This is a genomic window from Streptomyces thermoviolaceus, from assembly GCF_045209695.1.
Taxonomy (GTDB): domain Bacteria; phylum Actinomycetota; class Actinomycetes; order Streptomycetales; family Streptomycetaceae; genus Streptomyces; species Streptomyces thermoviolaceus.
This window is the reverse complement of record NZ_CP109280.1, coordinates 6,019,040-6,040,120: the sequence shown is the minus strand read 5'-3', so window position 1 is coordinate 6,040,120 and position 21,081 is coordinate 6,019,040. Positions and strand designations below refer to the sequence as shown.

The window sequence follows — 21,081 nt, the reverse complement described above, 5'->3', positions numbered from 1 at the left end:
TCGGGAGGGCTGCGGCACCGAGCAGGTCTTGTGTGCCGCGAAGGCGTGCTGTTCTCTCTTACGTCGAAACCCGCCCGGGTTCGTCAGCCGGGTGGTGCCCGGCCCATGGGGAGGGGAGGTGCTGACGATGCAGGAGACCGTGGAGATCCCCCAGGAGGAGGAGACCGTGGCCGACGCGTGGGTGGCCACCTGATCCTTCACGTCGCGGGACGGGCGGGCATCCGTCCGTCCCGCGATGTCAGCCCGCACCCCGCATCATTTCCGGCCACCGCGCCGGATCCGTCGTCGCTGCTGAGGAGTTGTGGATCGTGCAGTTGTCCCTGGGGCCCGCCACGAGCGTTGCGGCGACCGACGAACTGAGGTTCATCGAACGTGACGGCAAGACCCTGGTGGTGGCGCCGGGCACCGCCGGCTGGACGGTCACCGACGACGCCGGCACGCTCGGTCTGCTGCACCGCGTGAACGGTGCACGTCCTCTGCCGCTCGGCGAGATCGAACGAAGCGTGCCCCGGGACTGCGTGATGGAGCTGTTCCGGCGCGGGCTCCTGTCGCTGGACGGCATCGCCTACGGTACGTCCAGCAGCCGCAGCGAGAGTCTGCAGATCGTCGCGCCGAAGTCGGCGCACAACACGTACCCGGTGCTGGCCGTCTTCCATGTCCACAACTGGTGCAACCTGGCCTGCACCTACTGCTACACCATCGACGACGGCGTACCCCCGGAGCGGCTCACGCGGGAGCACATGTGCAAGGCGGTCGACGACATGGTGCGGCTGCCCACCGCCTTCACCGGTTTCGAGTTCCACGGCGGCGAGCCGACGATGGCGATGCCGGACATCGAGGCGGTGACCCGGTACGCCGAGGAGGTCTATGCGAAGGCGGGCAAGCGGGCCGCCTTCTCCATCCAGACCAACGGCTACTACCTGAGCGAGAAGATCTGCGACTTCCTCGCCGAGCACCGTTTCTCCGTCCGGGTGTCGCTGGACGGCACCGAGGAGACCCACGACGAGTTCCGGGTGGACCGCGGAGGAAAGGGCTCGTACCGGGGTGTCGTCTCCGGGATCCGGCGGCTGCAGGACCGCGGGGTGCCCGTGCACGCCGTCTGCGTCGTGCACATCGGCAACACCGATCGCATCGTCGAGATGTACGACTCGATGGCCGCCCTCGGTGTGCAGAGCATCCGTTTCCTGCCGGTGTTCAAGACCGGCAAGGCGGACGAGAAGGACTGGTTGACCGGCGACCGGTACTTCGAGGCCTATCTCCGCGTGGTGAAACACGTCGCTGCCCTCGGCCGTCGCGGAGAGCCGGTCGTGCCGCTCGCCAATCTCATCGCCGGGGAACTGGGGTCGCTGCGTTCGTTCCGTCGTGAGTACATGTGCATGCGCAATCCCTGCGGCGCCGGCGTCAATATGATCACCGTGGACGTCAACGGTGATCTGTACCCGTGCGAGGAGATGGTCGGCAAGCCCGAGTTCGTCATCGGCAACCTGGCGGACACCTCGGTGCGTGAGGCCATCGACACCAGCCCGGTGGTGCAGAAGCTGCGCGAGCGACATGTCGAGGAGATCCCTGAATGCTCCCGCTGCACCTGGAAGCAGCTGTGCCACGGCGGATGCGTGCACAAGAGCTACACCCACTTCAAGCGACTGGACCGCGAGTCGGAGCACTGCTCCTACTACAAGCGGATCTACGAGGAACTGATCTGGCTGGAGCAGGCGGAGCCCGGCAGCTGGGACGCGCTGAGCCCCGCGGGACGGTGAGATGACCGGTATGACCTCCGACCGTCTGCCGGACCGGCGGTGGCCGCGCGGCTACCGCCGTCTGCTCGCCGCCCGGGTGCTGCTGCGCAGTTACTTCTTCGTCCCGTTCATCGTCCTGTATGCGCGGGACATCGGGGTGTCATTGGGCACCCTGCTCGCTGTCGAGGCGTTCTTCTCCGCGCTGGTCGTGGTCGTGGACGTGCCCGTGGGCGTGATCGCCGACCGGATCGGCCCCCGGCAGGCGCTGATCATCGGCGCGAGCGCCGAGGCGGCGGCGGCACTGCTGCTCGCCCTCACGGCGCACCCTGCTGTGTTCTGGTCGGTGCAGCCGCTGTTCGCGCTGGCGCTGGCGCTGACCCAGGGTGCCGACTCCGGTCTGGCCGGGGCGCTGTTGCGCGAGGGCGGGCAGCCGGAACGGTTCGAACGCGCCGAACGGATCCTGCAGTCCTCCAGTCTGGGCTGGAACGCGGCCGTGTTCGCGCTGGCCAGCCTGCTGTCCCTGAAGGGTTTCGCGACCACGTTCCTGGCCACCGCAGTGGTGCAGTTGTTCGCCGTGGTGCTGCTGTGCACGCTGCCGGACGCGCGGACCTCCTTCGCCGACGCCGCGGACCGGCTCACTCCTCGCACGTGGCTGCGGCGTCTGCGCGCCGCGCTGCAGGAGTCACGGTCGCTGCGGCTGGATCTGCTGGCGATGGTGCTGACCGGCACCGCGTTCTCCGTCCTGCTCTATCTGGTGCCCGCCTACCTGGTCGCGTCCGGGATCGACGAGCATCTGACGGGCGCGGCGACGGCGGTGATCTCCCTGGCCGCGGCCGGCGTCGGCTATCTGCTGCCCGGCTCGTGGAACCTGCGGATCACGGTGGTGCTGGCAGCGGTCGGCGCCTTGCTGTTCGTCCTGCCGTATGCGGCGGCCGCCCTGCTGGCGGGTGTGCTGGTGCAGGCAGGGCAGGCCCGCCTGGTGCCGCGGTTCCGTGCCCAGACCATGGCCGATCTGGGCAGCTGGGGTGAGGCGAGCGCCATGAGCGTGGTCACCACCACCGCCAGCGTCGGATTCGCCGTGCTGGCCCCCGTGCTCGGGCTGCTCACCGACACGCTTCGCCCGACGGGGCTGGCCGTGCTGTGCACGGTGCTGCTGCTCGGGGCCGGGATCACCATGACGGAACGGCTTCACCGGGGCGACGGGCCCGAAGTGGCCGCCCGGAGGAAAGAAGACCGCATGACCGCCGAGGAGGCCGCGTGACCGACACTTCCTTGTGGTCCCTGCACGGAACCCGAGTTCTGCTCACCGGCGCGGCGGGCACCGTCGGCCGGTCCGCGGCCGCCGCGCTCACCGCGGCCGGGGCCGAGGTGCTGGGCGTGGACCGCAACGAGCAGCCGCTGAAGGACCTGCAGGCGGCCGGCTCGCTCGCCGACTTCGTCACCGGTGACCTCGCAGACCCGGAGTTCTGCGAGGAGGCCGCCCTGCACTGGCCGGAGGTCGACGTCCTCATCAACAACGTCGGGGCCGGCTGCTCCAAGACGCTCGCCGACACCGGCGACGATGTCCTCGACGCGATGCTCGACACCAACCTGCGTCCTGCGGCCCGCCTGTGCCGGCTGCTCGCCCCGCGCATGGGACGCCGCGGACACGGGAAGATCATCAACGTGTCGACGGTGCTCGCCCTGCACCCGGTGCCGACGGTCGCCGCCTACAGCGCCTCCAAGGCCGCGCTGATCGGGTTCACCCGCAGCATCGCTCTGGAGTATGCGCCACGCCACGTGCAGGCGAACGTGCTGGCTCCCGGCTACCTGGAAGGGCCGAAGAACGCGGACTACTTCGCCTCCGAGGTCGGCCGGGCGTTCACCAAGCGGTTCATGCCCCATGGCAGCGTCGGCCGCGCGGACGCGCTCGACGGCCCGCTGATCTTCCTGTCCTCGCGGATGTCCGATCATGTCACCGGGCACGTCCTGGTCGTCGACGGCGGGTACAGCATCTGGTGAGCACCGTCGGCACACCCGGTCCGAGCGCGCCGACCGGTCCGGTCCCCTCCTACAGCTGGCCGGACGGCGACGACTTCACCGTGACGCAGTACGGCTCGGGCGGCCCCGGCATCGCGATCGGACTGCTGCCGCATGCCAACGAACCGCTCGGCAGCGCCGTCCTTCCCGTCGCCAAGAAGCTGGCCGCCCGGTTCGGGAGGCTGTGGCTGCTGGGGCCCATCGAGCCGCCCGAGCCGGACGCCCGGTTCCCGCTGCCGTGCGAACTGACCGAGTTTCTCGCCCTCGGGCGGCTGCCCGCCCTGCGGGACCAGGTCGAGTTCGCCCACGGGGCCGTCGTGCCGCACACCTCGGCCCAACGCCGCGCCGACACGCTGCGTCGCGCGGTGCGCGCGGCGGAGCCGTCCGCGCTGGTGCTGCTGCACAACGACCCCTTCGCCCGGTTCCCCTACCTGTATGCCGACCGGCCCCGCCCGTTCGCCGAGCGGCGGCTGCTGGAGACGGACGGCTTCCCCTCGGGCACCCTGGAACGGCCCGGCTGGACACGACGCATCGGCGCTCGCACGTACGCCTGGTTCCCGGCCGCCCGTCTCGGCGTCCACGGCCAGGAGGCCGCGGGCGTGTTCCTGCCGCGGGTGCTCGGCATCCCGGTGTTCACCCTTGAGCTCCCGATGTTCCGCTGGGACGGGGTTGAGCAGGCACGCCGGTCGATCCGGGAGGCGATGGGCGCCTGGATCGCCGACGGGGCCGGCGATCCGTCCGGGATGCTCACCACCGCTCACGAGCTGCTCGGCGGCAGGCGTGTGGAGATGGTGGATGCGGCCACCACTGCCGAGGTGATCGCCGCCTTCCTCGCCGGGGTCGTCGAGGAGGTGCACAGGGCGCAGCAGCTCGGTGTTCCTGCGGCAACCGGTGCGCGCGGGCCCCGCCGGCCGGGGTGATGCCGGAACCCGCCGTAGAACTGGCCGTGACGACGGCGAACCGCCCGGCGGGAGGGGAGCAGGCTCCTCCCGCCGGGCGGCGTCAGGTCGCTGCACCGGCCGGTCTCAGCCGAGAACCTCCTGGGTCACGACGATGTGCCCCTGGTCGGGGTTGAGCACACCGCCGAGCCGGCTGAACGCGCCGTCGGTCAGGTCCAGGCACTTGGGCGAGTCGGGCGTCTGCTGGAAGGTTCCGCGGTCGTTGATGCGGACGACCAGCGAGGCGCCGTTGGCGACGTTGGTGACCCGGACCAGGGTGCCGAACGGCAGCTGCGGGTCCCGGGTCAGGGAGGTGGCCGCGGTGTCGGCGTTGTTGTCGAACAGCTCACCGCTCGCGGTCAGGGCACCGGCAGGCTGGGGACCGTAGTGGGTGGCCCAGCAGGTTTCGGCGGCCTGGCTCGCGGGCGCGCTCTCGGCGGCGCCGGCCGGGGCCGCGACGGCCACCATCGCGCACACGGCGGCAGCCGCCGCACCGACGCGGACTGCGGGACGCATACGGCGCATGGGTTTCCTCGTCTCCTTGCTGTGGTGTGAGTGGAATCGGTTCGTGCGCACCCGATCGGGCGCGGCCGGCGCTGTCGTGCTCAGCCGGCAGAGCGGTAGGCGGCGCCCACCGTGGTGGCCGTCGCGCCGTCGTACAGGCCCGTGCCGTCGCCACGGCTGGTGGACAGGGTGAACCAGGCGTAGCGCTCCACGAAGGACTGCTGCTGGAGCATCGCGGTGGACTGCCGGACGAACTCGGCCTGCTGGTCCTGGCTGGGATAGCGCGCGGTACCGGTGGACCAGTCGATCAGGGCGTACTCGGTCAGCCAGATCGGCTTGTGGTACCGGTCGTACACGGCCTGGATGTACGACCGCAGCTGCTCGGTGGCGCGGGTCGGGTCGAAGTCGGCGCCGTACCAGTGCAGGGGGATGAAGTCGACGCGGTAGCCGCGTGCCTGGGCGCCCTGCATGAACTGGTCGAGCCAGCCGCCCGGGGTGTCGCCGCCGTAGGCGACGGCCGGTGCGCCGAGTCGCATCCCCGTGTCCTGCAGCCGGGGCCACAGGTCCAGTGCCTGCTGGACGGGCATGTCGGCCTGTCCGGGCAGGTCGGGTTCGTTGAAGCCGAGCAGGGTGGTGCCGCTTGCGCGGGCACGGGCGAGGTCGGCGTCGTTCACGGCGCCGGAGCCCCAGATCATGGGGACGAACTCCACACCGGACGGGGTGGAGATGCCCTGCGGATCGGTGGCCCAGTCGTAGTACCAGCCAACCTGGGAGTCGCGCAGTGCGTCGGTGACGCCGTCGAAGTTCCAGGCGCTGACGCCCTTCTTCTTCACGTCGGTGACGCCCTGGGAGGTCGCCTGTGCGGTCTGCGTGCTGGTGGCCGCTCCTGCGGTGCCGCCCACGCTGAACAGGGCCAGCGCTGCCAGCAGGACGGTCAGCAGACGTATGCGTCGCAACGTCGTCCTCCCGTCACGCGCCGGCGTGGAACTCGACGATGAAGCCGGAGCAGGTGCTGCACTGCTGCATCACCTGGTTGCCGGGCTCCTGGTCCGCCCGCGACCAGCCGTACGCCTTGGGGCAGTGGGTGGCGATCATGTCGCTGTACGAGGTCTTGGCGTCCCGGTTGGGGTTCGTGCACAGCTTCGGCGTGCCGTCGGGCCAGTGGCTGAGGTTCTCGGGCGGGCAGTAGGGCAGGAGGTTCTCCGGGCATCCCACGACGCCGCAGCCACCGCCGCCGGGGCCGACGTCGACCGGCGTGATGGTGATGGGCACCGAGAAGGCGTTGACGTAGCTCACGTTGTACCAGGGCGCCAGGCCGTCGGCGCTGTCGAAGTTGAACTCCGCCAGGCTGACGGGCTGTTCAGCGGTCTCGCAGTGGTCCGCGTACGTGCCGCAGTCGCCGAGATCGCAGTGGAAGGTGCTGCCGGATTCGCCGGAGCAGCCCATGCGGGCGAAGAATTTGCCGCGCCAGTGGCCGGGGTCGGACGTCTCCGGGATGGTGACGGTGGCGGACTGCCCGGGCTGCAGCACCGGCAGTCCGGACAGGTTCTTCGAGCCGTCGGCGTTGACTTCGCTGCCGACCCAGATGGTCCGGCCGGTGCTGTTGACGAATGTGACCGTGTGGTCGATCGCCACGGCCGCGGCCGGCACGGCTCGCTCGGCCGCCCGGGCGGTGTCCTCACCGCCCTGGGCCGCGGCGCCCGTGTGGGCCGCCACTGCCACCAGGGCTGCGGCGGCCGCCGTCGCGAGCGTGGTCAGGATTTTGCGCACGACTCCTCCGTGGAAGGCGTGTGGAAGTGGGGGGTGACCGGCGGGCGGGCACGGAGCAGGAGACTGCGGACGCCATCGTCGAGCATCGCTTCCGACCGCCGAATCCGGCGAGGACATGACAGCGAGAGCGCTCTCAGATGTCAATCCCCGAGCCTCAGTTCGATGGGAAACCGGTCATCGACCGGCGGCCGAACACCTCGTCAGGTGTCCGAACGGCCACAGACCGACCGCCCGGTGTGCCCGTATGCCACATGCGCGAGGCGTCCGCTGCGCCGCTCGTCAGGGGCCGCGCGGGGCGCCCGGGGCGACCGTGCGGCCCTCGGGCAGGTGTCCGGGAAGGAGGTCGATCGGCCCGTCCCATGCCCGGTTCCGGCGCTGCGAGGCGGACGCAAGACAGCGCCTCGGTGCGCGGAGGGCCGGGCATGGCGGTCCCGGCCGGTCGCGGCCCGCTCGGCTGAGGTGACGTGTGCCGCCCTGTGATGGTTTGCGCGTATCGCCGGGAAACGTGTCCGATCCTCCGGAAACCTGTGGCTCCGTCAGTCGGGAACGTGGGCCTGTCGGCGTCCCGGCCGGAACGTGGACTCGTCGGCCTCCCGGCCGGGAGCGGGGCGGTATGCGTGGCGGTGCACGGCAGCTCGGCCGACAGCCGGAGGTGCGCACACCCGTTCAGCACACGCCGGGACCGCCCGCGTTCGCGCCGGGAGCACCGGCTCGCTGTGCTTGCGCGCGGGGGGCGGGCTCGAGCGGTCCCGCGTGCGCGGGAGCACATGACGTACCACCGGTCGGCATCGTGTGCCGCCGGCCCACCTCCGCATGCGCGGGGTGCACGTTCGCTCCGTCCGTACCACCCTGGTGACGAGCGGAGCACCCCGCGTGCACGGGGAACGTGTGACACGGAGAAGGCCGGCGACGTGCGCCCCCGAAACCCTGGTTGCGCGGGGCGGCATGCACAGCTGCCCGGGTGGCGCTGTGCTGTCCGTGCGGCCGTCGCCACCGGCGCATCAGGTGTTTCCGCACGCGTCATCGCGTCGTCGCGGGCGAGCCTCCTGCCGGACGCCCTTGGATGCGACGGGATGCGCTGCGGGCGCTCTCAGGAGGTGCCTGCCGGATCCTGGCGGGTGGGGCCGCCCGGCCTGGGGACCTTCGCGTCGGCCGTGTCGCCCGCCGGGGTCTCCGGGCGGCCGGCACGCGCCGTGGGACGGCTTGCCGCCCAGTCCACCAGGGCCGGATCGTCGAGCGAGTCCACCCACAGCTCGGCGAGGTCGGCGTCCTGCGTCGCGGGGCGCGGTCCCAGTCCGACGACCCGCAGGCCCGCGGCCACCGCGGCCTTCATCCCGTTGACCGAGTCCTCGAAGGCCAGGGCGTTGCTGCCGGGCACACCGAGGCGGCGCACGGCTTCGGCGTAGGTGTCGGGGTGCGGTTTGGGGCGGATGGAGTCGTCCGGGACGACGATGTGCCGGACGTACTTGAGCAAGTCCACCGACTCGAGGGAGAACCGGACGACGTCCTCGGGGCAGTTGCTGGCCACGGCCAGCGGCGCGACCCGCTGCAGTGTCCACACCAGTTCGCGGGCGCCGGGTGTGGTCACCGCCTCCCGGGCGACCAGGGAGCGGAAGGCGCTGAGCAGTTGCTGCGTCATGTCCTCGGTGTGCTCGGGGGCGCCGACGAGCTCGGCCATCAGGGCGCCGCAGTCCCGGTAGTGCAGGCCCTTGGCGCGTTGCGCGAACTCCTCGTCGGGGGCGTGGCCGAAGGCACGCAGCACGATCGCACGGGCTCGCTGCCAGTGCTGCTCGGAGTCGATCAGGGTGCCGTCGCAGTCGAAGACAACGGCTTCAGGTGTCCAGTCAGGGTCCAGCGCGGGGATTCGGGTCATGGGCTTGCCGTTCTGGCACGGGGCGGAACCGCCGGGTAGGCCGACTGGATCCACCGGTCATGGTCGAGGGGAGCGCCTGCTGAGAGATCCTTCACTTCAGTGAAGCGGGACTCCGCAGGCGGCCGTGTCCGGTTGCCGGACACGGCGGTCGCACGCGGTCGACGGCGGCGTTCCTGCACGCATCCGGAACCGTCAACACCTCGAACGGTACGCTCCACTTACCGATCCGATGGACGTTTACCAACGCAATACGCACGTGTGGGTGACCCCGCCCGGTACCCCACACGGCGCAGCACCGCGGCGGGGCTACCGGTGCTGCGCACTGTTCGGGGCAGGTGCCGGGGTCGCCGCCGGCTGTCCGGCCGGATCACCGCCGTCGGTGACCCCGGTGACCGGGCGCGCGTGGCGCAGCAGGCGTTCCTCGACGTCCTGGGCATGGCGGCACCCGACAGGACGTCGATGCCGTAGCCGTCCTCCAGGGCCACGAAGCGCGTGCCAGGAAGCCGGCGGGGGCGGTCAGGCGGACGTCGCCGCTGCCCTCGCCTTCCTGCAGCACCTGCCGGTGCAGTCCGGAGGACCTCGCCGAGCCCCTGGACGGCCCACGTGACCGTCGGCTCGCCGAGCCGACCGGTGACCTCGGTGTCCGGCCGACACCCGGCAGCGTGTACGAGCGCGGCGACGACGGGCCGATCCGCAACACCGCGCCGGTGTACGCGCCCGAGGGGCGGCGCGTGGCCGCGTACCGCGGGATCCGCCCGTGAGGCCCATGGGAGACGACGACGCCCGGCACACAGTTCGTGGTGGTGGACATGGGCGAGTCCGGCCGGGTGGGCGTGTCGATCTGCTACGACGCCTGGTTCCCGGCGCTCTGCTGCTGGACCACCTCTTCCTGCCGATGGCGGCCTGGCTGATCCAGGCCCTGTACGTGCACGTGCGGTTCCCCGCGCTGCCCGTCCAGGGGTGGCTGGTCGTGGTGATCGCCTCACCGCGGTGGTCAACGCCACCCGTGCGATCGGGCTCGTCGGCGGGCTCGCCTCGTGCGTCGCGATCCAGGCGAGCACCCAGCCGTCCGATGTACGCGGGTGGGCCGCGACGGTGTGCTGCCGCGCCGCGTCTGCGGCCGCCTCGATACCCGGCTTTGCACTCCGGTGCTCGATCTGTGGCTGGTGGTGGGCGTGGTGCATCTGTGCGTCCTGACCGGCGGACTGCGCCGGGAGCCGCCGGAGCCGCATCTCGCCGAGACGGAGGAACAACCGGTCGGCGCCTCCATCTGACCGGCCGGCGCGCCCGTTCCGGCACGTTCCTTCACCACGCCTGCGGCCCGCTCGCAGGGCCCACCGTTGGACGGTGTGGCCTGCGAGCGGGCCGCAGTGCGCGCAGTGACGTGCACAACCGGTGCGCACGGTGACCGAGCCGGGCGGGGGCCGCCGGTCGCGCACCAGGGGTCAGGCGGTGCGGAAGGCGGCGCGCAGGGTGGTGATGGCCTGGGTGATGGCGGCCTCGGCGGCGTGGGTTCCGCGCAGCGCGTTGAGCATCACGAAGTCGTGAATGATGCCCTGATACCGGATCGCGGTGACGGGCACACCGGCTTCGCGGAGCTTGTTGGCGTAGGCCTCGCCCTCGTCGCGCAGGACGTCGGCCTCGGCGGTGATGACCAGCGCCGGCGGCAGGCCGGCGAGCTGCTCGGTGGTGGCGCGCAGCGGGGAGGCGGTGATCTCGGCGCGCTCGCTCTCGTCGGTGGTGTACTGGTCCCAGAACCACTGCATGCCGTCGCGGCGCAGGAAGTAGCCGGTGGCGAACTGGTGGTAGGACGGGGTGTCGAAGCTCGCGTCGGTGACCGGATAGAACAGCACCTGCTGCACCAGGGGGACGTCGCCGCGTTCCTTGGCCATGAGGGTCAGGGCGGCGCTCATGTTGCCGCCGACCGAGTCGCCGGCGACCGCGATGCGGGTGGCGTCCAGGTTCTTGGCCGCGCCCTCCTGCACGATCCACCGGGCGACGGTGTAGTTCTGCTCGATGGCGACCGGGTAGCGGGCCTCGGGCGAGAGGGCGTACTCGGGGAAGACGACGGCGGCGTCCGCTCCGACGGCGAGTTCGCGCACCAGCCGGTCGTGGGTGTGGGCGTTGCCGAACACCCAGCCGGCGCCGTGGATGTAGAGGATCACCGGGAGGGTGCCGGTGGCGCCGGCCGGGCGGACGATCCGGGCCCGCACGCTGCCGGTGGGGCCGCCGGGGACGGTCACCCACTCCTCGTCGACGTCCGGCTTGTCGATCTCGCCGGACTGCACCTCGTCGACCGTCTTGCGGCCCTCGACCGGACCGAGGTCGAACAGGTACGGCGGGTTGGCGGTCGCCTCCGCGAACTCCCGGGCGGCGGGCTCGAGAACGGGGCGGGGGCCGAAGGTCGTGTTGTTCTCGCTCATCAGAGTCTCCTCCATAGAGGCCGGGCCAGGTGGCTCCGGCGGGTTTGTGCCGGCCGTTCCGGCGGGCACGGAGATAATGTAGCGCTCGATTTAGTTGTGCGCAACTAATTTGGGAACGACTGAGTCGGATGCGCCATGAGTGGACTACAGTGAAGACGGGAGAGCCGCGGCAGGCCCTCCACGGCGGATCAGAGGCGAGAACGACATGACGACAGAACCCGAGAGCACCACCGAGGAACACTCCCTGCTCCTCGACGACCAGCTCTGTTTCGCCCTCTATGCGGCGTCCCGCGCCGTCACGGCCCGGTACCGGCCCCTGCTGGACGAGCTGGACCTCACCTATCCGCAGTACCTGGTGATGCTGGTGCTGTGGGACCGCGGTGCCGCCTCGGTGCGCGACCTCGGCACCGCCCTCCAGCTGGAGTCCAGCACCCTGTCACCGCTGATCAAACGGCTGGAGGCGGCCGGCCTCGTGATCCGGCGACGCCACCCCGACGACGAACGGTCGGTCGTCGTGAGCCTGACCGACGCAGGGCGGGCGCTGCAGGACCGCGCGCGTCGTGTCCCCCCGGCGATGGCCGACGCCATGGGGCTGACCCCCGAGCAGCACCGGACGGCCAAGGCGCTGCTGCGCCGGCTCACCGCCAACGTCACCGGCGCCGACACCGGCACCGGTTGAGCGCACCGGCGCATCGAGGACGGCCGTGGGTGCGCGACCGCGCCCCCGCCGCTTGAGCACTCCACCGCGTACGCCGGCGCGCCACTCGTGCGCCGGGCTCGACCGGCGGGCGAGCGGCGCGCCGCTGCGCCGGCCATCCGGGACCTGCTGCAGCAAGGTCACCCCGCGCACGGCGCCCTCCAGCCAGCCGGCACCAGTCGTGCCGCGCGGCACCCGTCAGCGCGGTACCGCCAGCACGTCGTCGAGCACCTTCTCGAGCGTGACACGGGCCAGCTCCCGCCTCAGGGTCTCCTCGATGCCCTCGTAGATGCCCTGCAGCGCCGGCTGGATGCCGGATCCCACCACGCATTCCGGGTCCGGCTGCGCGCGGTGCATCGCGAACAGCGGGCCGGGCTCCACCGCCTCGTACACATCGAGCAGGGTCATCGCATCCAGCTCGCGCGCCAGTGACCAGCCCGCTCCCGCACCACGCCGGGACTCCACCAGCCCGGCCCTGCGCAGGTCGCCGAGCAGCCGCCTGATGACCACCGGGTTGGTGTTCACGCTGCCCGCGATCTGTTCGGAGGTGGCGACCTCGTTCCCCTGGCGCTGATACAGACCGATCCACGCCAGCGCGTGGGCGGCAATGGTCAACCTGCTGTTGGCGCTCATCAGGCCCCTCCTCCCCGGCTGCGACGCCTCATGGTACGTCCGCACTGTCGTAACAACCATGGTTGCATCCTTTCGTCGTAACACTTACAGTTGCGTCAGTGTCGTAACCACTTCGGTTGCACCACTCGACAGATCGACGACGAACGAGGCGAGAACGATGAGCAAGCCACTGCAGGGCAAGGTCGCGCTGGTCACCGGAGGTTCGCGAGGGCTGGGGGCCGCGACCGTACGTCTGCTGGCCGAACAGGGGGCCGACGTCGCCTTCACCTATCTCAGCTCCGCACAGCGGGCGCAGGCGGTCGTCGACGAGGTGATCGCGAAGGGGACACGGGCCGTCGCCTTCCGGAGCGACCAGGCCGACACCGGCGGCGCACCGAGGCTGATCGACGACGTGGTGGCGCACTTCGGCGGCCTGGACATCCTCGTCAACAACGCGGCGATCTCGGTGGAGCAAGGCCGCACCGTGGACGACCCGGACGCCGACACCGCCGCGCTGGACCGGATGCACGCCACCAACTACCTCGGCGTGATCGCCGTCACCCGGGCCGCCTCCCGTGTCCTGCGTGAGGGGGGCCGCATCATCACGGTGAGTTCCGGACTGGGCTCCCGGACCGGCGTCCCGGGCCTCGCCGACTACGCGGCGACCAAGGCGGGGATCGAGCGGTACACCTTGGGCGTCGCGCGTGACCTCGGGCCCCGGAACATCACGGCCAATGTCGTGGAGGCCGGGCTGATGGACGGCGGCATGGACGGGCCCGGCCCCGAGACCCTCGAGGTCCTGCTCGGCTCGCTGGCCCTGCAGCGCTTGGGCAAGCCCGAGGAGATCGCCGAGGCGATCGCGTTCCTCGCGAGCCCGGCCGCGTCGTACGTCACGGGCGCGGTCCTGGACGCCCACGGCGGCTACAACGCCTGAGCCGGGCGCCGGCGGCCACCCCGCCTCGACCGGACGCCTGCCGTGCGCCCCGGAGCGCACCCCGCCTCCGGGGCGCACGGCGGGCGTCATCGAGGCGCGGGGGGCGCACCCCTGCGGAACACACCACGCTGTTCCACGATTCACTTCCTTGTCCACCGGTGCCGTACCGGACTCGTTTCGGCTCGTGCCTCACACGGGAGGCTCTGCTCGTGTGCGCGGGAGCCGACCGGTGCCGGGGGCTGCCGCTGTCGAGGCCGTGAGGAGCGTGTGATGAGGGCTGCAGGTCGTGGAGCTGCCCGAGCCGGAGACCGGGCCGGGACAGATGCGCATCCGGGTGCACGCGGCCGCGGTCAACCCGACCGACACGGTCGTGCGGTCCGGCATGCGGTACCGGGGTACGGACGTGCCGCCCCCGCCGTACGTGCCGGGGATGGACGCCGCCGGGGTGCTCGAGGAGATCGGCGAGGGTCTCACCACGGACCTGAAGGTCGGCGACCATGTGATGGCGATCGTGGTGCCCTACGGCTCCTACGGCGCGTACTCGGAACAGATCGTGGTCCCCGCCGAGTCGGTCGCCCGGGTGCCCGCCGGGGCCTCGGACGTGGAGGCGGCGACTCTGCCGATGAACGGTCTCACCACCCGCCTCGCCCTCGACCTGCTGGGGTTGCGGCCGGGGCAGACGCTCGCGGTGACCGGGGCCGCCGGAGCGGTCGGCGGGTACGCGGTGCAGCTGGCGAAGGCCGAGGGCCTGACGGTCGTGGCCGACGCGTCGCCGGCCGACGAGAAGCTCGTCGCCGAGCTGGGCGCCGACGTCGTGCTTCCGCGGGGCGAGAGATTCCCGGCCGCCGTCCGGGAGGCGGTGCCCGACGGGGTCGACGCGGTGATCGACTCCGCTCTGCTCAACGACCTGATGGTCCCGGCGGTCCGGGACGGCGGCACGATCGCCACCCTGCGCGGCTACGCGGGTGAGGCGGAGCGCGGGATCACCTTCGTGCCCGTCTGGGTCCGTGAGTACGCCCGGGAGCAGGCCAAGCTCGACCAGTTGCGCCGTCAGGCGGAGGAGGGTGCCGTCACGCTCCGCGTCGCCCGTACTTTTCCGGCCGAGCAGGCGGCCGAGGCCCACCGCGTCCTGGAGGCCGGCGGCACCCGCGGACGCCTGGTGCTGGAGTTCGGACACCGGGCGTGACAGCGCGGTCAGCGTTCACGCGGAGGGGCGCACGAGGACCGCGTGCGCCCCGCCCGGCCGCCGAGGGGCTCGCGAACGCCCGCCGTTCCTCTCCCCCGCTCACCGTGCGGCGCCCCTCCCCCGCTCACCGTGCGGCATCACAGACCCGCCAGCAGCGACCGGTCCAGGTGGATGCTGACCACCCAGTTCGGTGCGTCGACGATCTCGGAGATCACCAGGTCGCCCGCGATGCCGGCGAGCAGGTAGGCGTCGGCCGCGTCGATGCCGGTGCGGCGGACGACCTCGTCGATCAGCCGGCGGGTGGCGTCCTTCGCGGCGGTCATCAGGTCCGGGCCTATGCCGGTGGTGAGCAGTGCGGCGCCGGTACGGCGGGCTGCGGGGGCGGTCTCCAGCACCGGGGTCCGCGGTGCCGCGCCCTTCTCCAGGCCCACGCGCAGCCGCACCGTGGCGGAGGTCTCGACGCCGGTGCCGCAGACCTCGCCGTCGCCCATCGCCGCGTGCACGTCACCGAGGCTGAGCAGGGCGCCCTCCACCCCCACGGGCAGCCTGAGACGGGCACCGGGGCCGACCTGCCGGATGTCCATGTTGCCGCCCCAGCGGCGTGGCGGGACGACCGAGTGCGCACCGGGCTCGGGGACGGCCACCCCGATGGTGCCGACCATCGGCAGGACCGGCACACCGAGGCCGGGCAGCAGCTCGGCGCGGGCCCCGTCGATGGAGACGATGCGCAGGTGCGGCTCGGGGAAGTCCTCGGCGAGCAGCCCGAATCCGGGGATGCAGGCGGTCCAGCCCCAGTCGTCGACCTGGGTGTCCAGGACGTCGATCACCAGGGCGTCGCCCGGTTCGGCGCCGTCGACGCGGATCGGGCCGGTGACGGGGTTGAGCCGACCGAAGTCCAGCTCGGCGGTGTCGGCCGCCGTGGACGTGCGGCCGAGCTGTCCGCCGCTCGACTCCTGGGTCGCGACGGTGACGGTGGCACCGGGCGCGACGGTGAGCGCCGGGGGGATCGTGTTGTCCCAGACGTTGTGGGCCTCGGTCGCCTGCAGGTGCATGGGTGTCGCCTCTCCGTGGGGACGCGCGGTGGCACGGCCGCTGATCCGGTGGGTCAGGCCGGTAGTACAGCAGGACACCCGTGCCTGTGACGAGGGGGCGACAGCCACGGTCCTGGACGACGGCCCCGGTCCGCAGGAGTCACGCTCCATAGGTGTGTGCCCGCGACGATGGCCTGGGCACACACTCGGGCGGGGTGCCCGCGTGCGGAGTCGATGGCGGGCGGCCCACGCCGCGGAGCGCGGCGCCGGGGGCGTCCGGGGTCAGCCGGGGAAGCGTCCCCTGGACCGCAGTTCCCAGCGGCGTTCGGCGTAGGCCAGGTCGTCGCGCCACAGTCGCCCGGCGGTGGCCCGCATCAAGGGGCGCAGCAGCGGGGCGGCCCGCCGGGCGGCGGCGAAGCCGCGCCGGGCCGAAGTCGCCAGCACCGCTTCGACGACCGCCGTCCGGGGCGTACCCCGCTCGTCCTCGCCGAGGGGGGTGGCGTGCGTCTCGACCACGGACCCTTCTCCCTCGCCGCGCGTGATGCGCATGACGACGGTGCGCGGTCCCGGAGCGGTGAACACCGCCCGGACGGGCACGACCAGGCGCCCCGTCAGCCGGAAGGAGACGTCGACGGTGACGGCGTCCCCGTCCCCGTCGTCCCCGTCCTCGTCGTCCGCGCCGACGCCGTTCCCGGGGACGTCGACCACCGTGAGGTCCACGAACGCGTACGGGTGGTACCAGGCGCCGTGCCAGGGGTCGAGACGGTTGGCCACCACGTCCTGCGGCTCGCATCGGCCCGTGCCGGCGAACACGGCCGTCAAGGACCGCTCCGGGTCGGGCCGACGGGGCACGACGGGTGTCTCCAGGGGTGGTTCGCCGCCTGCCGCATCGAGCCGGACCCACACCAGAACGCCGTCGTCGTGCACCGGAAGCGGCTGCCAGCCCGCCCGGGGTGTGCCGTCGAGGGCCAGTCCGTGCCAGTGGCACACGAGGGTGCCGCAGTGGACCGGGCTGTCGCGCAGTGGTGCGCCCAGGTGGGGGCAGATGCCGGGGCCGCCCACGGCCCGGCCGTCCGGTCCGCGCCAGACGACGACCTCCTCGCCGGCGACGGTGCGGGCCAGGGGCCGGTCCGCGCGCAGGTCGCGGGAGGCACCGACGACGTACCAGTTGCCGGTGGGGCGCGTCTGGGCCCGTTTCAGGGCCTGTGCGACGACCGCGGGTTGGGCGTCGCGCCAGGTGGGCCGTTGACGGGCCCACGGCACGGGGTCGCGGCGCAGGGTGAAGGGCAGGGGACGCGGGCTCATACGGTCTCCTCGGCGACGGGCCGGCCCGGTGGCACGGTGACGGCCCCGGCCGGCGGGAGCGGCAGCACGGGATGTCCGGCCCTGCGGGCGCGCAACCGGGCGACGGTCACCCGCGTCAGCCCGTCGGCGGCGAGCAGCGCCCGGTGCCGGCGCGGAACCACGGCGCGGCGGTGCAGCACGGCGTAGCCGTCCCGGGCGACGGCGTCCAGGATGCGGCCGTAGAGGACGAACGCGGTGCGGATGCAGGGCCTGGACAGCGGGTGGAGCAGGGCGATGCCCGGTGCCGCCTGCCGGTACACGTCGCGGGTGAGGGCCTCGAACTCCTCGAGTGCGCCGGTGATCCGCGGGTCGTGGCGTCCGGTGTCGCGGCTCCAGCGCAGCAGTGCCCGGTCCACTCCGTGGGCGGCGAGCAGGTCGGCGGGCAGGTAGACGCGGCCGCGGTCGAGGTCCTCGCCGACGTCGCGCAGGAAGTTGCTGAGCTGGAAGGCGACGCCGAGCGCGGCGGCGTACGGGGCGGCCTCGTGCTGCGGTACGACCGTGCCGAGCACGGGCAGCATCTGCAGTCCGATCACGGCGGCGGAGCCGTGCATGTAGGCGCGCAGGTCGGCGTAGGTGGGGTAGTCCGTGACCGTGAGGTCGCTGCGCATCGCGGTCATGAAGTCGCGGAAGTGGGCGTGGGGGATGCGGTAGCGGCGGGCGGTGTCGGCGACGGCGGCCACCACCGGCTCCCGGGCGCGACCGGTGCGCAGGGCGGTCTCCAGCATCGCGGACAGGTCCGTGACCGCCTGCAGCCGCCGGTCGGTGCCGAGGGCGGGATCGAGCGCGTCGACGATGTCGTCGGCCCAGCGGGCGAAGCCGTACAGGGCGTGCACGGCGGGTCTGCGTGCGACGGGCAGCAGCCGGGTGGCGAGGAAGTAGGTCTTCCCGTGGCGTGCGTTGAGCGTGCGGCACACCCGGTAGGCGGTGCGCAGCGCCGGGTCGGTGATGCCGGCCGCGTCCAGTTCCCGGTCGGTCATCGGGTGCCCTCCGCCGTGGTGAGCGCGGGTGTGTGCACCGTGGTGGAGGCCCGGCGGTGCGGGCCGGTGATGCGTCGGGCGGCGAGTTTCCCGGACAGCAGCACCATCGGCACGCCCACGCCCGGTGTGGTGCCGCAGCCGGCGAGGACGGCGTTCTCGGTGCCGCGCACCAGGTTGCGGGGGCGGAACGGGCCGGTCTGGGTGAGGGTGTGAGCCGCGGAGAACGGGGTGCCCGCGGCGTGGCCCTGCATGTGCCAGAAGGCCGGTGTGACCAGGCAGTCCTCCTCGACGGCGGCCGCGAGTCCGTCGAGACCCCGGCGTTCCAGCTCCCGCAGCAGGGTGTCGCGGTAGCGGGGGCCGAGGTCGCTCCAGGCGGCGGCCGTGGGGCCGATGTCGGTGTTGGGGCAGGGTGCGAGGATGCAGTGCAGGTGACGGCCGGGCGGGGCGAGTGCGGGGTCGGTGGCGGTGGGGCGGGTGACGAGCAGGGACGGGTCGCTCATCAGCCGCCCGGTGCGGGTGAGTTCGTCGAAGGTGGTTCGCCATGCCGCGCCGAACGACAGGGTGTGGTGGGCGAGCTGCGGCCAGGTGCGGTGCGTGCCCGCGTGCAGGACGACGGCGGACGGCGCGTGCCGCAGCCGCGGCCGTCTGCGGGGCCGGTGGCCGAGGAGGCGGTAGGCGGCGGGCAGGTCCGGGGTGAGGACGACGGCGTCGCAGGGGATGCGGTCCTGGGCGGTGACGACCGCGGTGATACGGGAGCCTGTGCGCTCCAGGCGGGTCACCGGCTGCCCGAACCGCAGCTCGGCGCCCGCCTCGGCGGCGGCGTCGGCCATCGCCCGCGGCAGGGCGTGCATGCCGCCGCGGGGGAAGTACACCCCGGCGACGGTGTCCATGTAGGCGATGACGGCGTAGGCGGCCAGGGCCCGCTGGGGTGGTACGCCGGCGTACAGGGCCTGGAAGGAGAAGACGCGGCGCAGCCTGTCGTCGGTGAGGAAGCGGCCGATGCGGGCGTGCAGTCGGCCGAAGCCGCCGAGCGCCGCGAGGCGGGCGAGGTCACGGGTGAGCAGGTCGAGGGGGGAGTCGAAGTTGGCGTCGATGAACCGGGGCATCTGCGCCCTGTAGAGCTGTTCGAGCCAGGTGCGCAGCCGTCGGTAGCCGTCCGCCTCGCGGGCTCCGGCGAACCGTTCCACCTCCGCGGCCATCAGGTCGGCGTCGCTGTGCACGTCGAGGCTGCTGCCGTCGGCGAACAGGGCGCGGTAGGCGGGCTGGAGCCGGATCAGCTCCACGCGCCGGTACAGGCTGTCGCCGACGGCGGCGAAGGCCTCGTCGGCGAGGTCGGGCATGGTCAGCACGGTGGGGCCGGTGTCGATCCGGTAGCCGCCGAGCCGGAGCCGCCCGGCCCGGCCGCCGGGGTGGAGGTCGCGTTCCACCACGGTGACCCGGCGTCCGGCGCCCAGCAGGTGCAGGGCGGCCGACAGTCCGGCCAGTCCGGCTCCGACGACCACGACATGATCGGTGCGACCGGGCAGCGTACGGGTCATCGCTGCGGCTCCTCCGGGTCCGGGGGCGGGCAGGGGTCGGGGCGTGTGCCGCCGGTGTCGGCCACCGCGCACAGCAGCGAGCGCAGCCGTGCGCCGGCGTGTGCCTCGAGGGGTGCGTCGTCCAGGCAGCGCAGTGCCCGGGTCACCAGGCGGCGGATGGTGGCCTCGACGACACCGGGCGCGCCGGTGCCGGTCACGGCCTGCCGTACCTCGCCGAGCCCCGGACGGTCCGTAGCGGTGCCGTCGGCGGCCCGGGCCAGGACGGACAGGGCCGTGCGGTCGCCGGCGGCCCGTGCTCTGGACCGTGCCAGGGCCAGCAGATAGGTGGGTGCGCCCTGGCGGAAGTCGGCGCCGCTGTCCTTGCCGGTGCGCTCGGGGTCGCCGTAGAGGTCGTCGAGGTCGTCGCGGAGCTGGAAGGCGAGGCCGACGTCGCGGCCGGCGGCGCTCAGTGCGCGCAGGGTGCTCTCCTGCGCTCCGGCCAGGACGGCGCCCAGGGCGAGGGGTCGTGCGACGGAGTACAGGGCGCTTTTCAGGCACGCGGTGCGCAGCGCGCGCTGCGGTGTGTACGCGGCCGTCAGCCGGCCGTGCAGGTCGAGGTACTGCCCGGCCACCATCTCCGTGCGCAGGTCGCTCCACAGGCTGCGCACCCGATGTGCGGCCGGCGGTGGGAGCGGTGTGTCGGCGACCAGGTCGTCCGCCCAGGCGAGTGCGAGGTCACCGGCGAGGATGCCGGCGCCTTCGCCGAACCGGTCGACGTCTGCGGCGGGCGCGGTCGCGGCGTACCGGGCGCCCAGGTCGGCGTGGAGGGCAGGCCGTCCGCGCCGCAGGAGCGATCGGTCCATGACGTCGTCGTGGACCAGGGCGCAGGTCTGCAGCAGCTCCAGTGCCGCGCCGATCCGCAGGGCCGCCTCGGCCGTGTCCGGGTCGCTGCCGCCGCAGGCGCGCACCGCCCACCACAGCAGCTGCGACCGGGTCCGTTTGCCGCCGGTCCGGGTGAAGTCCGCGACACGCTGGGCGACATCGCCGCCGAACAGGTCGTCGACGGCGCGGGCGCGGGCGACACGCCGGTGGAGCACGGTGTCGAGGACGCGTCCGACGGCGGCGGGGACATCGGCGTCGACCAGGCTCGGGTCGTCGGCCGACACCGGTCCCTCCGGGTCCGGGGCGGTGGGGTCGTCCGCCGCGTCCGGGTGCGGCCGGGTGGGCGATACCGTGCCGGAGGGCCGGCCGGGGACGGGCGGCGGGGCTCCGCCGCGGTGATCCTGAGCCGATGTGGGGCGCATCCCACTTCCTTCCGTCGCGTTCGCCCTTCGCTCCGCCGCTGCGCTCGCCGGACGGCAGACGACGGACACGGCGCTGCACCGGCCGGGGGCGCCGGGAGCGCTGGTTCGCACTGTCCCTTCCCCGCGGCGGCGGCCGGCTGCCCACCTGCTGCGGCAGACGGGTGAGGCATGCCCCGGGCGGCCCGCCGACGGGAATACCGCGTACGGAACGCACCG

At 72.7% G+C, this 21,081-nt stretch carries 19 protein-coding genes; 8 read left to right on the top strand and 11 right to left on the bottom strand.

Features of this window, described 5'->3' with window-relative positions; all coding sequences use genetic code 11:
* Positions 1 to 308 precede the first annotated feature (308 nt).
* The 4 genes from OG899_RS26455 to OG899_RS26440 are packed head-to-tail and all read left to right on the top strand — an operon-like array spanning position 309 to position 4,675.
* Positions 309 to 1,757 carry a radical SAM/SPASM domain-containing protein gene (locus OG899_RS26455; protein WP_168131634.1) on the top strand — a complete coding sequence of 483 codons (1,449 nt, stop codon included), beginning with the start codon at positions 309 to 311 and terminating at the stop codon, positions 1,755 to 1,757.
* Positions 1,758 to 1,767: 10 nt separating this feature from the next.
* Positions 1,768 to 2,997, top strand: a complete 1,230-nt coding sequence (locus OG899_RS26450; protein ID WP_168131635.1) for an MFS transporter — start codon at positions 1,768 to 1,770, stop codon at positions 2,995 to 2,997.
* Positions 2,994 to 3,737, top strand: coding sequence for an SDR family NAD(P)-dependent oxidoreductase (locus OG899_RS26445; protein WP_168131636.1), 744 nt, complete (start codon positions 2,994 to 2,996; stop codon positions 3,735 to 3,737). Before OG899_RS26450 ends, OG899_RS26445 begins: the two co-directional genes overlap by 4 nt.
* Positions 3,734 to 4,675 (top strand): hypothetical protein, encoded by a 942-nt coding sequence (locus OG899_RS26440; protein WP_168131637.1) that lies wholly within the window; start codon positions 3,734 to 3,736, stop codon positions 4,673 to 4,675. The genes OG899_RS26445 and OG899_RS26440 overlap by 4 nt, the downstream gene beginning before the upstream one ends.
* A 105-nt stretch (positions 4,676 to 4,780) precedes the next feature.
* Here OG899_RS26440 and OG899_RS26435 read toward each other — a convergent pair whose 3' ends face one another.
* The 4 genes from OG899_RS26435 to OG899_RS26420 all read right to left on the bottom strand — a co-directional run bounded on the left by OG899_RS26435 (position 4,781) and on the right by OG899_RS26420 (position 8,840).
* Positions 4,781 to 5,218: a septal ring lytic transglycosylase RlpA family protein gene (locus OG899_RS26435; RefSeq protein ID WP_229814149.1), complete on the bottom strand. Its 438-nt coding sequence runs from the start codon at positions 5,216 to 5,218 to the stop codon at positions 4,781 to 4,783.
* Between the two features lie 80 nt (positions 5,219 to 5,298).
* On the bottom strand, positions 5,299 to 6,153 hold the full coding sequence (locus tag OG899_RS26430; protein WP_125500673.1) for a glycoside hydrolase family protein: 855 nt from the start codon (positions 6,151 to 6,153) through the stop codon (positions 5,299 to 5,301).
* A 13-nt stretch (positions 6,154 to 6,166) separates the two neighbouring features.
* Entirely contained in the window at positions 6,167 to 6,967 is an 801-nt protein-coding gene (locus OG899_RS26425) for a thaumatin family protein (protein ID WP_221886905.1), read from the bottom strand.
* A gap of 1,090 nt (positions 6,968 to 8,057) precedes the next feature.
* On the bottom strand, positions 8,058 to 8,840 hold the full coding sequence (locus OG899_RS26420; RefSeq protein WP_125500609.1) for an HAD family phosphatase: 783 nt from the start codon (positions 8,838 to 8,840) through the stop codon (positions 8,058 to 8,060).
* Positions 8,841 to 9,988: 1,148 nt separating this feature from the next.
* Here OG899_RS26420 and OG899_RS26415 point away from each other — a divergent pair.
* Positions 9,989 to 10,114: a hypothetical protein gene (locus OG899_RS26415; protein WP_260604214.1), complete on the top strand. Its 126-nt coding sequence runs from the start codon at positions 9,989 to 9,991 to the stop codon at positions 10,112 to 10,114.
* Positions 10,115 to 10,285: 171 nt separating this feature from the next.
* On the opposite strand, the gene OG899_RS26410 is transcribed toward OG899_RS26415, so the two are convergent.
* Entirely contained in the window at positions 10,286 to 11,263 is a 978-nt protein-coding gene (locus OG899_RS26410; RefSeq protein ID WP_168131638.1) for an alpha/beta hydrolase, read from the bottom strand.
* Between the two features lie 205 nt (positions 11,264 to 11,468).
* Here OG899_RS26410 and OG899_RS26405 point away from each other — a divergent pair, with 205 nt between their 5' ends.
* On the top strand, positions 11,469 to 11,942 hold the full coding sequence (locus OG899_RS26405) for a MarR family winged helix-turn-helix transcriptional regulator (protein WP_189428075.1): 474 nt from the start codon (positions 11,469 to 11,471) through the stop codon (positions 11,940 to 11,942).
* A gap of 216 nt (positions 11,943 to 12,158) precedes the next feature.
* Here the strand turns inward: OG899_RS26405 and OG899_RS26400 are convergent, their stop codons facing one another.
* Positions 12,159 to 12,593, bottom strand: coding sequence for an Rrf2 family transcriptional regulator (locus OG899_RS26400; RefSeq protein WP_125500611.1), 435 nt, complete (start codon positions 12,591 to 12,593; stop codon positions 12,159 to 12,161).
* Between the two features lie 157 nt (positions 12,594 to 12,750).
* Between OG899_RS26400 and OG899_RS26395 the strand changes: the two genes are divergently transcribed.
* Together OG899_RS26395 and OG899_RS26390 are read left to right on the top strand one after the other, a co-directional pair.
* Positions 12,751 to 13,506, top strand: coding sequence for an SDR family NAD(P)-dependent oxidoreductase (locus OG899_RS26395; RefSeq protein WP_125500612.1), 756 nt, complete (start codon positions 12,751 to 12,753; stop codon positions 13,504 to 13,506).
* A 286-nt stretch (positions 13,507 to 13,792) separates the two neighbouring features.
* Positions 13,793 to 14,692, top strand: coding sequence for an NADP-dependent oxidoreductase (locus tag OG899_RS26390; protein WP_229814148.1), 900 nt, complete (start codon positions 13,793 to 13,795; stop codon positions 14,690 to 14,692).
* Between the two features lie 137 nt (positions 14,693 to 14,829).
* On the opposite strand, the gene OG899_RS26385 is transcribed toward OG899_RS26390, so the two are convergent.
* The 5 genes from OG899_RS26385 to OG899_RS26365 form a co-directional block, all read right to left on the bottom strand.
* Positions 14,830 to 15,744: an acetamidase/formamidase family protein gene (locus OG899_RS26385; RefSeq protein WP_125500614.1), complete on the bottom strand. Its 915-nt coding sequence runs from the start codon at positions 15,742 to 15,744 to the stop codon at positions 14,830 to 14,832.
* Positions 15,745 to 16,005: 261 nt separating this feature from the next.
* Complete coding sequence (locus tag OG899_RS26380) at positions 16,006 to 17,028, bottom strand: DUF5914 domain-containing protein (protein WP_168131639.1); 1,023 nt, start codon at positions 17,026 to 17,028, stop codon at positions 16,006 to 16,008.
* A complete protein-coding gene (locus OG899_RS26375; RefSeq protein WP_125500616.1) occupies positions 17,025 to 18,044 on the bottom strand; it encodes a phytoene/squalene synthase family protein in 1,020 nt (339 codons plus the stop codon). Before OG899_RS26375 ends, OG899_RS26380 begins: the two co-directional genes overlap by 4 nt.
* Complete coding sequence (crtI, locus tag OG899_RS26370) at positions 18,041 to 19,582, bottom strand: phytoene desaturase family protein (protein ID WP_189428074.1); 1,542 nt, start codon at positions 19,580 to 19,582, stop codon at positions 18,041 to 18,043. Before crtI ends, OG899_RS26375 begins: the two co-directional genes overlap by 4 nt.
* Entirely contained in the window at positions 19,579 to 20,865 is a 1,287-nt protein-coding gene (locus tag OG899_RS26365; RefSeq protein WP_189428073.1) for a polyprenyl synthetase family protein, read from the bottom strand. The genes crtI and OG899_RS26365 overlap by 4 nt, the downstream gene beginning before the upstream one ends.
* Between the last annotated feature and the right edge of the window lie 216 nt (positions 20,866 to 21,081).